14 protein-coding genes are annotated in these 15614 nt (G+C 67.2%); 9 read left to right on the plus strand and 5 right to left on the minus strand.

Going from position 1 to position 15614, the window contains the following annotated elements; all coding sequences use genetic code 11:
- Positions 1-70 precede the first annotated feature (70 nt).
- The 5 genes from LZ199_RS30125 to LZ199_RS30145 form a co-directional block, all read right to left on the minus strand.
- Entirely contained in the window at positions 71-2623 is a 2553-nt protein-coding gene (locus LZ199_RS30125; RefSeq protein ID WP_253997229.1) for a 1-acyl-sn-glycerol-3-phosphate acyltransferase, read from the minus strand.
- 14 nt (positions 2624-2637) lie between these two features.
- A complete protein-coding gene (gene argS, locus LZ199_RS30130) occupies positions 2638-4359 on the minus strand; it encodes an arginine--tRNA ligase (protein ID WP_253997230.1) in 1722 nt (573 codons plus the stop codon).
- A 75-nt stretch (positions 4360-4434) separates the two neighbouring features.
- Positions 4435-6126, minus strand: a complete 1692-nt coding sequence (locus tag LZ199_RS30135; RefSeq protein ID WP_253997231.1) for an ATP-binding response regulator — start codon at positions 6124-6126, stop codon at positions 4435-4437.
- Positions 6127-6230: 104 nt separating this feature from the next.
- A complete protein-coding gene (locus LZ199_RS30140) occupies positions 6231-6962 on the minus strand; it encodes a HEAT repeat domain-containing protein (RefSeq protein ID WP_253997232.1) in 732 nt (243 codons plus the stop codon).
- A gap of 92 nt (positions 6963-7054) precedes the next feature.
- Positions 7055-8077 carry a DnaJ C-terminal domain-containing protein gene (locus LZ199_RS30145; RefSeq protein WP_253997233.1) on the minus strand — a complete coding sequence of 341 codons (1023 nt, stop codon included), beginning with the start codon at positions 8075-8077 and terminating at the stop codon, positions 7055-7057.
- 112 nt (positions 8078-8189) lie between these two features.
- Between LZ199_RS30145 and LZ199_RS30150 the strand changes: the two genes are divergently transcribed.
- The 9 genes from LZ199_RS30150 to LZ199_RS30190 all read left to right on the plus strand — a co-directional run bounded on the left by LZ199_RS30150 (position 8190) and on the right by LZ199_RS30190 (position 15612).
- On the plus strand, positions 8190-8885 hold the full coding sequence (locus LZ199_RS30150; protein WP_253997234.1) for a hypothetical protein: 696 nt from the start codon (positions 8190-8192) through the stop codon (positions 8883-8885).
- Entirely contained in the window at positions 8882-9376 is a 495-nt protein-coding gene (gene rimI, locus LZ199_RS30155) for a ribosomal protein S18-alanine N-acetyltransferase (protein ID WP_253997235.1), read from the plus strand. The genes LZ199_RS30150 and rimI overlap by 4 nt, the downstream gene beginning before the upstream one ends.
- A gap of 212 nt (positions 9377-9588) precedes the next feature.
- Positions 9589-9960, plus strand: a complete 372-nt coding sequence (rpsL, locus tag LZ199_RS30160) for a 30S ribosomal protein S12 (protein WP_043408969.1) — start codon at positions 9589-9591, stop codon at positions 9958-9960.
- A gap of 145 nt (positions 9961-10105) precedes the next feature.
- On the plus strand, positions 10106-10576 hold the full coding sequence (rpsG, locus tag LZ199_RS30165) for a 30S ribosomal protein S7 (protein WP_011553340.1): 471 nt from the start codon (positions 10106-10108) through the stop codon (positions 10574-10576).
- A 147-nt stretch (positions 10577-10723) separates the two neighbouring features.
- Positions 10724-12802, plus strand: a complete 2079-nt coding sequence (fusA, locus tag LZ199_RS30170) for an elongation factor G (RefSeq protein ID WP_253997236.1) — start codon at positions 10724-10726, stop codon at positions 12800-12802.
- Positions 12803-12944: 142 nt separating this feature from the next.
- Entirely contained in the window at positions 12945-14135 is a 1191-nt protein-coding gene (gene tuf, locus LZ199_RS30175; RefSeq protein WP_253991999.1) for an elongation factor Tu, read from the plus strand.
- Positions 14136-14336: 201 nt separating this feature from the next.
- Positions 14337-14645, plus strand: a complete 309-nt coding sequence (gene rpsJ / locus LZ199_RS30180) for a 30S ribosomal protein S10 (protein ID WP_002633608.1) — start codon at positions 14337-14339, stop codon at positions 14643-14645.
- Positions 14646-14698: 53 nt separating this feature from the next.
- Positions 14699-15322, plus strand: a complete 624-nt coding sequence (gene rplD / locus LZ199_RS30185; protein WP_141643991.1) for a 50S ribosomal protein L4 — start codon at positions 14699-14701, stop codon at positions 15320-15322.
- Positions 15319-15612, plus strand: a complete 294-nt coding sequence (locus tag LZ199_RS30190; RefSeq protein ID WP_141643992.1) for a 50S ribosomal protein L23 — start codon at positions 15319-15321, stop codon at positions 15610-15612. Before rplD ends, LZ199_RS30190 begins: the two co-directional genes overlap by 4 nt.
- Positions 15613-15614: the final 2 nt, after the last annotated feature.

Raw genomic sequence — 15614 nt, forward strand, 5'->3', positions numbered from 1 at the left:
ATCCTCACACGCCTCGCTGACAGGCCGCACCGTCGATGGCGACAGTGCGGCCCGTGGGCAGCGCGGGGCTTCAGCGCTTGAGGTACTCGCGGATGCTGTCGGCGAGCTGCCGACGAGCCTCCGCGTCCGTGGCCTGCGGCCCCAGCTTGAGCTTCTTGTCCTCTTCGACGAGGAGCTTCTGGTCCTGCAGGTACGTCACCGCGTTCTCCAGCGTCACCTTGGCCAGGGACTCGGCGGCGGTGATGCGGCCGGCGTGGTACTCCGCGCGGCCCGTCTCCAGGGCCAGACGGATGAAGGCCTTGCGGTCCTCGGCGACGCCGGTGGCCACGTCGTTGAGCGTCAGCGCCGCCAGGAGGTACGCCTCCAGGTAGTCGCGCAGCAGGTCGGCCAGGAACTCCAGCTCCGGCTGGGCGTGGGGCTCCGGGGCGACGCGCAGGGCCCCGCCCTCGTTGATGACCAGGCCCATGCGGACCAGTCGCTCCACCGTCTCCGCGAAGATGGTGTCGAACGTCGTGTTCACCCGGTAGATGAACTCGACCTTGAAGAGGCGCGACAGGAACAGGGCGCGGGCCTTCACCGCGTCGTAGGGCGCGGACGAGCCGGCGGCCAGGATGGCGTTGGCCACGAGGCTCCGCGCGGAGACCAGGTTCATCAGCGTGTTCTTGTAGAAGGACATCTCCGGGCGGCGGTTGTCCTCCACCTGGTAGATGACGTCGCCCTTCGCCTCCTGCGTGCGCACCATCTCGTCGTCGATGAAGGTGCGCATCGCGTCCTGGATGGGGCCCATCGTCTCCGGGTTGCTGGGGGCATTGCCCAGCTCGCGAGACTGGGGCGCGCCGTCCTCCTGGGCGATGCGACGCAGGATGCTGATGCGGTCCGCCAGCTCCCGCTGCGTCAGGCCCCGGCGGCGATGCGCCAGCAGGGACGTGCTCACCAGGGCATGCGGCGTCACGGTGGACACCTTGCTGATGCCGTACATGACGCGGTTGCCGAGCGCGCGGACCAGGCCCTTCTTCTGCTCATCCGTCACGGGCTCGTCGGGGTTGAGGCCGCGCTCCTTCATGAACTCCATGAGGGAGATGGGCTCATCGAAGCCCAGGTGGATGCGGCCGTAGCGCGCCGCGAGCACCTTGGGCGTGCTCAACAGGGCCTTGAGGTCCTCGGGCTTCTTCTCTCCGCCCGCCAGCTCCTTCGAGTAGCTGCCGGACTCGACGACCTTCTCGTAGTCAATGGCCACGGGCACGAAGAGCAAGTCGTTGCGCGCGCCCTCGAGCACGGACTCCACCTGCCAGGTGAACATGCCCAGCTTGGGCGCCAGCAATTTGCCGGTGCGTGAGCGGCCACCCTCGGGGAAGAACTCCTGGTGGATGCCGTCGTGCACCAGCTTGCGCACGTACGCCTTGAAGGACGCGGCGTAGACCTTGTCGCCCTTGAACGAGCGTCGCAGGAAGAAGGCGCCGCAGCGGCGGAAGATGCTGCCCAGGGGCCAGAAGGACAGGTTGGCGCCCGCGGCGACCAGGGGCACCGCGTAGCCACGGTTCCAGAGCACCCAGCTCATCACCAGGTAGTCCACGTGGCTCTTGTGGCTGGGGCACAGGACGATGGGCGCGCGCGTCGCGGCCTTGAGCGCGCGGTGCAGGCCCGCCTCGTCCACGTGCATGCCGTCGTAGATGCGATTGAACACCCACTCCAGCACGGGCGCGACGAAGGCCAGCGTCGTGGGGCTGGGCTTCGCGGCGATGGCCTCCAGGTTGCGGCGGGCCTCGCGCAGCACGCTCTCCGGCTTGCGGTTGGACTCGGCGGCCTGCTCGTCCACCACCTTGCGGAGCTGCCTGTCGCGCAGCGTCTCGTCGATGACGCGCTCGTGGGGCTTGGCCGGGGGGCCGAACACCGCGCGAGTCTCGCGCGACAGGTGCACGTGCAGCGTGCTGCGCACCTTGCGCGCGAGCACCTCGACGGAGTCCTTCGGGTTCTGCTCGGCGAAGGCCCTCAGGTCGATGGGCTCTCCCACGCGGAACTGGGCGCGCTTGTAGTTGCGGAAGAACGCCAGCATCGAGTGCAGGAAGCCCGGCGCCTCGGGGCTGCCGAACACCATGTCCACCCAGTTGGGCTTGAGCCGGGCGCTGCGCTTCTCCCAGACGAACAGCTCCGGCACCAGGTACACAGGCCGGTCCGACTTGCGCGCCAGCTCCACCAGCGCGGGGAAGGGGTCCTCGTGGGTCTCCTTCCCTGACGCGTGCAGGAGCGCGGTGCGGCGCAGGAAGACCAGGCCGCTGCCCCCGTTCTGCTGCGCGTACTCGAAGCGCTCGTGGAACGCGCCGGACTGCTTCGTCTGGCGCCACGGCTTGGTGAACCACGGGCGCAGGTTGGACACCGCGCGGATGGGCGGCAGCGTCCTGCGCACCATGGCCCAGGTCAGATAGAGGAAGTTCACCCAGGCCGTGGAGCGCATGACGTGCACCACGAAACCCTTGGCGTGCAGGTTGCGCAGCTCATCCTCGGCCTCGGGCGGGAAGTGCACGCTCTCCAGGTAGCGTGCACCCAATGCCCGGCCCATCGGGCCGAACTCGGCCTTCAGCAAGGACTCTCCCTGATTCGCAGACGGCGACAGCGCGGTTTCCAAGGCAGCCCCCGGGGCTACATGTTCTCGGGCGTCGGAATGCCCAGAAGTGTCAGACCCGCGGCGAGAGTAACCCGGGCCGCGTCCGTGAGGGCGAGTCGTGCTGAACGCAGTGCGTCATCGTTCTCGACGAGGATGCGCTTGTCCCGCTCCTGATTGCCCAGCGTGTAGTAGCGGCTGAGGGCCGCGGCCACGTCGAGCAGCAGGCGCGCCACGAGGCTCGGCTCGTACTGCTCGGCCGCGTCCTTGACGACCTCGGGCAGCCGCATGATCTCGCGCACCAGGGCCTGCTCCTCGGGGAGCGTCAGCAGGCTCGCGTCGTAGCTCGCCGGCGCGCCTCCGCCCTTGCGCAGCACGTTGACGACGCGTGCGTGGGCGAACTGTACGTAGGGTCCGGTGTGGCCCTCGAAGCTGAGCACCTCGTCCCAGTCGAAGGTGTAGTCGCTGGCGCGCTTGTGCTTGAGGTCGCCGAAAGCGATGGCGCCCAGGCCGATCTGCTCGGAGAGCTGGTCCGGGTCGTTCGTCTGGAGCCTGCCGGCCTCCTGGTTCTCCTTCACCTTGACGGAGGCGCGCTCCTTGGCCTCGTCCAGCACGTTGTTGAGCTGCACCACCAGGCCCTTGCGCGTGCTCATGCCGTGGATGCGGCCGAAGGGAACGTGCACGCAGCGGTCCGCCCACGGCTGGCCCATCTCGCTCAGCGTGCGGAACACCTGGCGGAAGTGCAGCGCCTGGTCCTGCGCGACGACGTAGAGCGACTTGTCGAAGTGGAACCGCTCGTAGCGGTCCTCGGCGGCGGCAAGGTCTCGCGTGGCGTAGAGCGTGCTCCCATCGTTCTTCTTGAGGAGGATGGGCGGCTCGTTCTCCGCGTAGGGCAGGTCGACGATGAGCGCGCCCTGCGACTCCTTCACGCCGGGCTTTTTGGCAATCTGCTCGATGACCGCGTCCATCTTCCCCTGGTAGCGGCTCTCGCCTTCGATGTGCTCGAACTCGATGCCCATCCGCGCGTAGACGGCCTTGAAGCCGCGGATGCTGGTCTCGCGGAACTGGTGCCAAAGCTTGAGGGCCTCGGCGTCACTGGCCTCCATGCGGCGGAAGAAGTCGCGAGCCTTCGCGTCGAACTCGGGCTCTTTTTCGGCGCGCGTGTTCGACTTGACGTAGACCTCCACCAGGTGGTCCATGTCGTCGATGCGGGCGGGGTCTCCGTACTCCTGGAAGCCCACGGCGACGAGGCCGAACTGCTTGCCCCAGTCGCCCAGGTAGTTGATGCCCTCCACCCGCCAGCCGAGCGCCCGGTAGATGTTGGCGATGCAGTGGCCCAGGAACGTGGTGCGGATGTGGTGGAAGGCAATCGGCTTGGCGATGTTCGGTGACGAGTAGTCGATGGTCACCGTCTTGCCGCGCCCCGCGTCCGCGTCACCGCCGTACTTCAGGCCCGCCGAGCGCGCGCTGTCGAGCACCTCCGCGGTGAAGGGCATGAGGGCGAAGCGGGCATTCACGTAGGGGCCCACCGCCTTGATTTCGAGCCCCGGCACGCTGAGCGTCTGGGCGAGTCCGGCGGCGATGGCGGGAGGCGCCTTCTTCTGGGCCTTGGCGAGAGGGAAGGTGGCGAAGCTCAGGTCGCCATGCGCCGCTTCCGCGGGCTTGACCTGGGGTTCGATGTCTGCGGCCGGCACGCCCAGGGCGCTGGCAAGGGCCTGGGCGAATGCGGCGCGGTGGCGGGAATAGACGGAAGAGCTCATGGGACGGCGCGGATACTAGCCAAGCAGAGGTGGCTTACGGCCACCTCTTGTTCGTTCCGCGGTCCATTCTTCCCGCTAGGGGACAGCCGGAGCCCGGCGGCTGGGCCGCACCACCGCCGCCACCGTGTCCAGGAGCTTGGGCAACTGGAGCGGCTTCTCGAAGAAGCCGTCGATTCGCTCCAGACCCTGTCCCGACGTGAGGGAGGCCACCTCGCTGGCACCCGAGATGATGTACACGACGATGTCCGCCAGCGACTCGTTGCCTCGGATGAAGCGGAGCACCGACTGCCCGTCCTCTTCGCTCAGCCGCAAGTCGAGCAGCACCATGGCCGGCCGGATGTGCGAGAGGATGGAGCGCGCCTCGGAAGCCCCCGAGGTGGCCATCACCCGGTAGCCCTCCTGCTCCAGCACCTGCTGCAGCACCTCGCGGCAGTCCGCGTCGTCCTCCACGAGCAGGATGCCGCCCGCCTTGGGGGCCGCCTGGTTCAGGTCCGGCGAGCTCACCGCCCCGGCGAACATGGGCAGCACCATCTCGAAGGTGCTCCCTTCGCCCAGCACGCTCTTGGCCTCCACCCGGCCGCCGTGCAGCGCGACAATCTTCCCCACCAGGGGGATGCCGAGCCCCGCGCCCGGAGGCCGAGGAACGCCCGGCTGTGCCCGGTAGAAGGCATCGAACACGTGCTCCAGCGCCTCGGCGGACATGCCCGGGCCGCTGTCCTTCACGGTGAGCGTGGCGAGTCCATCCTCGGTGGAGACGCTGACCTCGACGGAGTCGTCCGCCTCGCTGTGGTGGATGCCGTTCTCCACGAGGTTGTGGATGGCCTCGGCGATGCGCTCGCGGTCTCCTCGGACGAAGACCTCGGGGCAGGGCGGAATGGTGACCTGGACCTTGCCGTGCTCGGCGAGGACGCCCAGCGAGCGGACCACTTCCTCGGCCACGGCCTTGAGGCCGAAGGGGCGCTGGTTGAGCTGCATCTTCCCGGACTGGAGGCGGGACATGAGCAGCAGGTCATTCACCATGCGCAGCATGCGGTCGGAGTTCCGGTCGCAGATCTGCACCGCGCGGCGCTGGGAGTCGGTGAGAGGCCCCAGCTTCTCGCGCCCCATCATCGCCAGGTAGGACTTGATGGTGGTGAGCGGGTTCTTCAGGTCATGCGAGACGTTGCCGAGCAACTCCTCGCGGTTCTGCTCCAGGCTCTTGAGGCCCGCGATGGCCGTCTGGAGGTCCTTGTTCCTGCGGGCGCTGTCGTCGCGCAGGCGGGCCACCTCGTACGCGGCGGCGAGCTGCGCGGCCAGGGACTGGATGACGGTGTCCGAGACGGTGCGGCGAGCGCCCAGGACGACGAGGACACCGGTGACGCCGTGGGGGCTCTCGAGCGGGACGGCGAGCGTGTCCGCCTCGTGAAGCAGCTTCTTCTCGGAGAAGGCGCGTCCCACCACGCCCTCGCCCGGGACTGCGGCGACGACGCGGCTGTCGTAGCGCCCGCGCACGTGCTCGACGTGGAGCTGCTCCCGGGAGGGGAAGTAGCGGGCCACGTAGCAGACCTTGGGTTTGAGCAGCGTGTGGAGCGTCTGGAGGTGGGACCGCAACGCCTCGGTGGGGCCGGCGTTGTCGGTGAGGTGCCGCGCCATCTCCAGCAGGGCGCGCGCTGTGGCGTCGGAGTCCGCGGGAGGCGGCGGCTTCACGGCGCGACGGTTGGACTTCTTCGAGGTGTTGGGGCGCAGCGGCACGACTTCTGCCAGGGCCCCTTTCTTCTTCGAGCGCACGGTGGGAATCCTGCTTCAAGTTCCGAGCGCCTGGGAACGGCCCTGGTGTGCAGGGCCATCCGGAGGACAGTGGCCGTGTCGGCTGCCCGACAGGACAGCCCGGCTCAGGTCTTGCGCTGGATGCGGCCGTCCTTGTCCAGGACGAACGGCTCCACCAGCAGGGGCTCCACCTGGGTGCGGTGGCTCGCCACGCTGAAGCCCGCGTCCGCCAGGGCGGCAATCGCGGAGGTCTGCACCCGGCGGGCCGTCTCTTCGGCCGTCAGGAGCTTGAGCATGGGCTCGCGCGCCGGCTCGTACTTGAAGGAGGCGAGCGCCTTGAGGGCGGCGATCTTCACGTCGTCCGACATGTCCTCGAGGAAGGGGAGCACGGCGGGAGGCACGCGCGCGTCCTCGCGGCCGGTGATGTGGTGCAGGAGGACGACCTTCTTCTCCGGGTTCTTCGTGTACGTGGCGGACAGGTGCTGGAGCGCGTTGACGCAGGCGCCGGTGACTTCCTCCTCACTGAGCAGCTCGCCCAGCAGTCGCAGGGCCCAGGACGTGGCCTGCTCCGTCTTGCTGAGGAACTCGACGATGGGCGGGACGGCGGCGTCCTTGCCGAAGGCCTTCACCAGCTCGAAGGTGTGCTCCTTCTCATCCGCGTCCGTGGTGAGCGGGTCCACGGTGATGGTGAAGCGTGCGAGCAGGACGGAGACGGCCTCGGGGAACTTCATCTCCCCCAGCTCCTGGATGGCCTTCTGCCGTGTTGCCGGATCCCCGTACTTCTGGGTGACCTTGGGCTTGAGCTTGAGGGCTTTCTCGGGCCCCGAACCGCCCGTGAAGATGTCGAAGAGGCCCATGTGCGCGTGTGCTCCGTTTCCTGCGGCGACGTGTGAAGAAGGTAGAGGGGCCGTCTATGACGGGGCGGCGCCCAGGACAAGAGCCAACACCATCACAGCGTCAGCTCGCGACGTACATCCTCGCGGTAGGCCTTGGACAGGGTCTCCGCGGCGGCCCGCGTCTCCGGGGTGTCGACATCCGGCACCTTGACCTGGAGATGGAGGTACAAATCCCCGGGCGCTCCGCCCTTGAGGGACGGCACCCCACGCCCCTTGAGGCGCATCTGCCGACCTGTCTGGGAGCCCGCGGGAACCTTGACGGTGACCTCGCCCTGGAAGGTGGGGACGCGCACCTCCGCGCCGAACATCGCCTCGGCGACCGTCACGGGCAGGTCCACGTGCAGGTCGTCCCCCTCTCGGCGGACCAGGGGGTGCTCCAGCACTTCCGTCTCGATGAAGAGGTCACCGGGAGGGCCGCCGCGCAGGCCGGGAGCTCCCTGGCCCGCCAGCCGCACCTTGGAGCCCGTCTGCACGCCGGCGGGAATCTTCACCGTCAGGCGGCTCGTCTCGTCCGCTCCCGTGCCGCCGCGATTCGGCCGGGTCACGGACAGGGCGCGCTCGGCGCCGGTGACGGCTTCTCCCAGCGTGACGCGAACCTGGGTGGACAAGTCGTTGCCCCGCTCGGGGCCCATGGGGGGACGGCGACGACCCCGACCGCCGAACACCTCGCTCGGGTCGAAGCCTCCAGGGCCCGCTCCAGCGCCCGCGCCTCCCCGGCGTCCTCCGAAGAGGTCGTTGAAGAGGTCACCCAGGTCGAAGTCCTCGCCCCCGTAGGGGATGCCCCCCGCGCCTCCCCGAGAGGCTGCGGCGCGGTACTGGCGATAGGCCTCCGCCTTCTTCTCGTCGAAGCCGATCTTCTCCGCGTCCTCGCCGAACTCGTCGTAGAGCTTGCGCTTCTTCGGGTCCGACAGCACTTCGAAGGCGTTGCCGAGCTGCTTGAACTTCTCCTCGGAGGCCTTGTTGTTGGGGTTGACGTCGGGGTGGTACTTGCGAGCCAGCTTCCGGTACGACTTCTTGATGGCCTCCTCCGAGGCCGTCCGGTCAACGCCGAGGATCTGGTAGTAGTCGTCCGCCATTTGTTCCCGCCGGGGTGTACGCAACTGAAAGTAACCAGTCGGTGGGAGTGCGCCAGCAAGGACTGTTCGGCTGGTCTGGGATGTATAAAGTCGCCGAAAGATGAGGGAGGCCATGGCAGCGCCGCGCCGAGCGGGAACCTTGTGGTTGGCGGGCTGGCTCCTGGTGCTGCCGGTGTCCCAGTCGTGGGCCCAGGGCGCTCCCACGGAGGCCTCCAGGCGGGTGGTTGACCGGGTGGTCGCCATCATCGAGGGCCGGGTCCTGTCGTTGAGCGAGCTGGAATTCGAGGCCCGGGTGGCCCTCGTCCAGCGGGGCGGCATCCAGGCGCTCGGGGCGCCCCTCGACGAGGAGACCCTCCGAGGGGCCTTGGAGCTGGTCATCAACCAGCGGGTCCAGGTGCTCAATGCCGACCGGCTCCAGGCCTTCCCCGCGGAGCCCTCCGAGGTCGAGGCGAGGTTGGAGGCGTTCCGTGCCCGGATTGGCGGCCCCGCCCCCCTGGAGCGGTTCCTGGCGCGCAATGACGTGTCGTTGGAGGGGCTCAAGGCCATCCTGGCGCGGGGACTGCGGGCCGAGCGGGTCCTGGACAGCCGCATCCGGCTGAGGGCGCAGGTGGGCGAGACGGAGATCCGCCGCTTCTACGAGCAGCACGCGGCGGACTACCCCACGGACTACGAGACGGTGCGAGACGTCATCCGCGAGAAGCTCTTCCGCGAGCGCTATGCGGCGCTGGCGGTGGAGGAGCTGGCGCAGGTGCGGGCCTCGGCGCAGGTGCGGCGGGTGGCGCCATTCACGCGGGAGGCGAAGCGATGAGGCGGTTGAGGGAGGATGGAGAGCCGCGCGCGCCCCATGGCTTCCTGATCCGCCAGATGACGGTGGAGGACCTGGCCGCGGTGATGGCGCTGGAACAGGCGGCCTTCAAGAATCCGTGGTCCCAGGAGCTGCTCAAGCGCGAGCTCCAGCACGAGTGGTCCACCATCCTGCTGGTGGAGGAGGCCCAGGAATCAGGGCCGCCGCTGCTGCTGGGGCTGGCCATCTTCTGGATCGTCCACGACGAGGTGCACGTCCTCAACGTGGCCACCGCGCCCCAGCATCGTCGGCGGGGCGTGGCGCGGGCGGTGATGGAGGAGGTGCTGGAGCGGGGGAGGGGACGGCGGTGCAGCCTGGCCACGCTGGAGGTTCGCAAGAGCAACGAGGCGGCCATCCAGCTCTACCGCGACTTCGGCTTCAGGCCGGTGGGCATCCGGCCGAACTACTACGCGGACGAGGGCGAGGACGCCGTGGTGATGGTCCTCGACTTCTGAGTGCACGCGGAGTAGAGGAGCGACCTGTTGTACCCTGGGTTGTCGAGTCTCTGGGAGTGACCTCGCTGGCGCTGACCCGTTTGGGTCCGCGTCATGCCGTGCTTGACACGGTGGGGTCGGTCCCTATACTCGCGGCCCTTTTCAGTAGTCTGTAGGTAGATATGCGCCGCCCCGTGTCGTTGGGGGGAGGCCAACCCGAGGAAGAGGTATCAGTGCCGACCATTAGCCAGCTGGTCCGCAAGGGCCGCGAGAAGCTGAACATCAAGGGCAAGAGCCCCGCGCTCAAGGAGTGCCCCCAGAAGCGCGGAGTTTGCACCCGCGTGTACACCACGACTCCGAAGAAGCCGAACTCGGCCCTCCGCAAGGTGGCGCGTGTTCGTCTGACCAACGGAATCGAAGTGACGTCCTACATCCCCGGCGTGGGCCATAACCTCCAGGAGCACTCGGTGGTGATGATCCGCGGCGGTCGTGTGAAGGACCTCCCGGGTGTGCGCTACCACATCGTTCGTGGAACGCTCGACTCCGTGGGCGTGGCGGGCCGCAAGCAGAGCCGCTCCAAGTACGGCGCGAAGCGCCCGAGCTGAGAGCAGACCACCTTCGTTGTTCAAGAGTTTGGACGTTGAGCCCCGCACCCTGGGGAGCGTCCTGGTTGTTTTCCTTCAGCAGTTCAAGAAGCCCCGGTTTCATCAGCTCTCCATGGAGAGTGGGGCGTAAGGGAAGAGAGAAGAGATGCCTCGCCGTCGCGTAGTCGCCAAGCGCAAGATTCTTCCGGACCCGAAGTTCCAGGACCGGCTCGTCACCAAGTTCGTCAACGACCTGATGCGGAAGGGCAAGAAGTCCATCGCGGAAGGCGTTTGCTACGGAGCCTTCGCCCTCATCGAAGAGCGCGCGAAGGAGGACCCCCTCAAGACGTTCAAGAAGGCCCTCGACAACGTCAAGCCGGTGCTGGAGGTGAAGAGCCGCCGCGTCGGTGGCGCCACCTACCAGGTGCCCGTCGAGGTCCGTCAGGACCGTCGCGTCGCCCTCGGAATGCGTTGGATCATCACGTACTCCAAGGCGCGTGGCGAGAAGACCATGCAGGAGAAGTTGGCCGGCGAGATCATGGACGCCGCCAACAACCGCGGCAACGCGGTGAAGAAGCGTGAGGACACGCACAAGATGGCGGAGGCCAACAAGGCCTTCGCGCACTACCGCTGGTAGGTCTTTCGGCCTCGCGGTATCCCGCCCGGATGCAGAGTCTGCATCCGGGCGGTTTCTTTAGATGAAGCAGGTTCTCTGAAATCGTCCGGGTGGGTACGTGAGACGGGGCCCAGTGCCCTCCCGCCCTCATGGAGAGGTACCGACGCAATGGCTCGCGAGCATCCCCTGGAGCGCTACCGCAACATCGGCATCATGGCGCACATCGATGCCGGCAAGACGACCACGACCGAGCGGATCCTCTTCTACACCGGCGCCATCCACAGGATGGGCGAGGTGCACGAGGGGAACACCACCACGGACTGGATGGTCCAGGAGCGCGAGCGCGGCATCACGATCACCTCGGCCGCCATCACCGCCTTCTGGAATCGCGGTGAGCATCGCTACCGCGTGAACATCATCGACACCCCGGGGCACGTGGACTTCACCATCGAGGTGGAGCGCTCGCTGCGCGTGCTGGATGGCGCCATCACCGTGTTCGACGCGGTGAACGGCGTGGAGCCGCAGTCGGAGACGGTCTGGCGTCAGGCGGACAAGTACAAGGTCCCCCGCATCTGCTTCATCAACAAGATGGACCGCGTGGGCGCGGACTTCGAGATGTCCGTGGGCACCATCCGCGAGAAGCTGGGCGCGCGAGCGGTGCGGATGCAGCTGCCGCTGGGCGCCGAGGACAAGCACCGCGGCGTCATCGACCTGCTGACGATGAAGGCGCTGGTGTTCGTCGACTCGGAGCAGGGCAGCCGCTACGACGTGACGGAGATTCCGGAGGAGTACCAGGCGCAGGCGGAGGCGGCGCGCGCGGAGCTGCTTGAGGCCGCGGCGGAGCAGGACGATGCGCTGACGGAGAAGTTCCTGGAGGGTCAGGAGCTGACCGAGCAGGAGGTCCGCTCGGCCATCCGCAAGGGCTGTGTGGCGCTGAAGCTGTTCCCGGTCTTCTGCGGTTCGGCGTTCCGCCACAAGGGCGTGCAGCCGCTGCTGGACGCCGTCATCGACTACCTGCCGAGCCCGCTGGACATCCCGCCGGTGCACGGGAAGACGCCCAAGGGCGAGGACACCATCCGCGAGACGCGGGACGACGCGCCGTTCAGCGCGCTGGCGTTCAAGCTCATGAACGACCCGGCGTTCCCGTCGCAGACGCTGACCTTCCTTCGCGTGTACTCCGGGAAGCTGGAGGCGGGGACGGCGGTGTGGAACTCGGTGAAGGGCAAGCGCGAGCGCGTCAGCCGCCTGGTGCAGATGCGCGCGGACAAGAAGGACGAGCTGACCGAGTGCTACGCCGGTGACATCTGCGCGGTGGTGGGCCTGAAGCTGGCGAGCACGGGCGACACGCTCTGCGACGACAAGCAGCCCGTCATCCTGGAGCGGATGGAGTTCCCCGAGCCGGTCATCGACATCGCGATCGAGCCGAAGTCCACGGTGGACCAGGACAAGATCATCCAGTCGCTGCAGCGACTGGCGATGGAAGACCCGTCGTTCCGAGTGAAGACGAACGAGGAGACGGGGCAGACCATCATCGCCGGCATGGGCGAGCTGCACCTGGAGATCATCGTCGACAGGCTCCTGCGCGAGTTCAAGGTCGACGCGAACATCGGCAAGCCGCAGGTGGCGTACCGGGAGACCATCACCACCCAGACGGAGTCCGAGGGGAAGTTCATCCGTCAGACGGGCGGGCGGGGCCAGTACGGCCACATCTGGCTGCGGGTGATGCCCAACGAGCCTGGCAAGGGCTTCGCCTTCGAGAACAAGGTGACGGGCGGCGCGGTGACCAAGGAGTTCGTGGACGCGGTCCGCGACGGCGTCGCGGAGGCCCTGCAGAACGGCCCGGTGGCGGGCTACCCCATGGTGGACGTGAAGGTGGAGGCCTACGACGGCTCCATGCACGACGTGGACTCCAGCGAGATGGCGTTCAAGATCGCCGGCTCCCTGGCCTTCAAGGACGCGGTGCGCGCGGCCAACCCGGTGCTGCTCGAGCCCATCATGAGCTGTGAAATCGTCACGCCCGACGACTTCATGGGCGACGTGATTGGGGACCTCAACGGCCGTCGCGGCAAGGTGATGGGCATGGAGCCCCGCCCTGGCAGGCTGCAGGCCATCCAGGCGCAGGTCCCCCTGGCCGCCATGTTCGGGTACTCAACGGACCTGCGCAGCCGCAGCCAGGGAAGGGCGACCTACACGATGCAGTTCAGTCATTACGCGCCGGCGCCCAAGACGGCGCTGAACCGGTACTGACGGGGCACCCGGCAGCCCTGCGGGCGATTTCAGTTGACGTTGTGGCGGGTTTGGAGCAGGACGCAGCACCTTCGCAGTGAGTTTTGCGGGATTCGAGACGCGCCGGGTGGTTGACCGGCTCAGCCCCGGTTGAGGAGTTGTCATGGCCAAGGAAAAGTTCGAGCGTAACAAGCCCCACGTGAACATCGGCACGATCGGACACGTGGACCACGGCAAGACGTCGCTGACGGCGGCCATCACGAAGGTGCTGGCCAAGACCGGCGGCGCCACGTTCCTGGCGTACGACCAGATCGACAAGGCGCCGGAAGAGCGTGAGCGCGGCATCACCATCTCCACGGCGCACGTGGAGTACCAGACGAAGAACCGTCACTACGCGCACGTGGATTGCCCGGGTCACGCCGACTACGTGAAGAACATGATCACGGGCGCGGCGCAGATGGACGGCGCGATTCTCGTCGTCTCGGCCGCGGACGGCCCGATGCCCCAGACGCGTGAGCACATCCTGCTGGCGCGCCAGGTCGGTGTCCCGTATATCGTGGTCTTCCTGAACAAGGTCGACCTGCTGGACGACCCCGAGCTGCGCGAGCTCGTGGAGATGGAAGTCCGGGACCTGCTGAAGAAGTACGACTTCCCGGGCGACTCGATTCCCATCGTCCCTGGCTCCGCGATGAAGGCGCTCGAGGGCGACACGAGCGAAATCGGCGAGGGCGCCATCCTGAAGCTGATGGAGGCGGTGGACGCGTACATCCCGACGCCGGAGCGCGCGACGGACAAGCCGTTCCTGATGCCGGTGGAGGACGTGTTCTCCATCGCCGGCCGTGGAACGGTGGCGACGGGCCGCGTCGAGCGCGGAGTCATCAAGGTCGGTGAGGAAATCGAAGTCGTCGGTCTGCGTCCGACGCAGAAGACCGTCGTCACGGGCGTGGAGATGTTCCGCAAGCTGCTGGATGAGGGCCGGGCGGGTGACAACATCGGCGCGCTGGTGCGTGGTCTGAAGCGCGAGGACATGGAGCGCGGTCAGGTGCTGGCGAAGCCGGGCAGCATCAAGCCGCACACCAAGTTCAAGGCGCAGATCTACGTGCTGTCGAAGGAGGAGGGTGGTCGTCACACCCCGTTCTTCAAGGGCTACCGTCCCCAGTTCTACTTCCGTACGACGGACGTGACGGGAACGGTGAAGCTGCCCGACAACGTGGAAATGGTGATGCCGGGCGACAACATCGCGATCGAGGTGGAGCTCATCACCCCGGTGGCGATGGACAAGGAGCTGCGCTTCGCTGTTCGCGAAGGTGGCCGCACGGTGGGCGCCGGCGTTGTGGCGGAAGTGATCGAGTAGCAGGCCTCCTCCCGGCTCCCATGGACATCCCCTCGGGGAATTTCCAGGGAGCCGGAGGAAATCCAGTTGCATACACCGGGGCGGGATGGTAATCACCGCGCCCCTTCGTTCTGAAGAAACGGCTCTGTGACAACCAGGGGACGTCGGTCGTAGCGCCTCCCGGGGCGTTGGCACAAAGTTCGTTCTAAGAGGTTCTTGCGAATGGCGACACAGAAGATCCGCATCCGGCTGAAGGCATACGACTCGAAGCTCCTGGACCAGAGCGCGGGTGAGATCGTCGAGACGGCCAAGCGCACGGGCGCGAAGGTGGCCGGTCCGATCCCCCTTCCTACGCGCATCAACAAGTTCACGGTGCTGCGTTCGCCGCACGTGGACAAGAAGAGCCGCGAGCAGTTCGAGATCCGCACGCACAAGCGCCTGCTCGATATTCTCGAGCCCACGCAGCAGACGCTGGATGCGCTCATGAAGCTGGATCTGTCGGCCGGCGTTGACGTCGAGATCAAGTCCTAGGAAGCGGGTGGGCGTCCGAGTGGTTTCACTCCGACCCCCGCGAGGAAAGTGCCATGGCGAAGTTTGACGTTGTCGACCTCGATTTGAAGAAGGTGTCGGAGATTGAGCTCTCCGACGACATCTTCGGCGCTGAGCCGAACGCGCACCTCTTTTACGAGGTCGCGAAGATGCAGCAGATCAACCGGCGTCGCGGCACGGTGGGGGTGAAGAACACCTCGCTGGTCAGCGGCGGCGGCAAGAAGCCCTGGAAGCAGAAGGGCACCGGCCGCGCCCGCCAGGGCTCCATCCGCGCTTCCCACTGGGTGGGCGGCGGCAAGGCGATGGCCCCCAAGGCTCGCGACTACTTCTACCGCCCGCCCCGCAAGGTGCGTCGCGGCGCGCTGAAGTCGGCGCTGTCCCTGCGCGCCAAGGAGAAGACGCTCATCATCCTGAGCGGGTTCTCCCTGGACGCCCCCAAGAGCAAGCAGGCCTTCGAGGCGCTCACCAAGCGCCTGAAGCTGCAGAACGCCCTGGTGGTGGACGAGAAGAGCAACACCAACCTGCACCGCAGCGTGCGGAACCTGGCGAAGTTCGACGTGCTTCCTCCCGAGGGTCTCAACCTCGAGGCCGTTCTGAAGCACTCGCACCTCGTGCTCACCTCCGCGGCCGCGAAGACCCTCGAGGGGGCGCTCTCATGAATCTCAGCGACGTCATCAAGGGCCCGCTCATCACCGAGAAGCTCGACAAGGCCCGCGAGAAGTTCCGTCAGTACTCGTTCATCGTCGACCGCAAGGCCACCAAGCATGACGTGGCTCGCGCGGTGGAGACGTTGTTCAAGGTCACCGTCGAGGGCGTCAACACGAACGTCGTTCGCGGCAAGATCAAGCGCGTGGGTCGGAGCATCGGCAAGCGGCCCAACTTCAAGAAGGCGGTCGTCACCCTCAAGGAAGGCGACTCGATCGAACTCTTCGAGGGAGGGGCGGCCTGACG

It is taken from the genome of Myxococcus qinghaiensis (assembly GCF_024198215.1).
Classification (GTDB): domain Bacteria; phylum Myxococcota; class Myxococcia; order Myxococcales; family Myxococcaceae; genus Myxococcus; species Myxococcus qinghaiensis.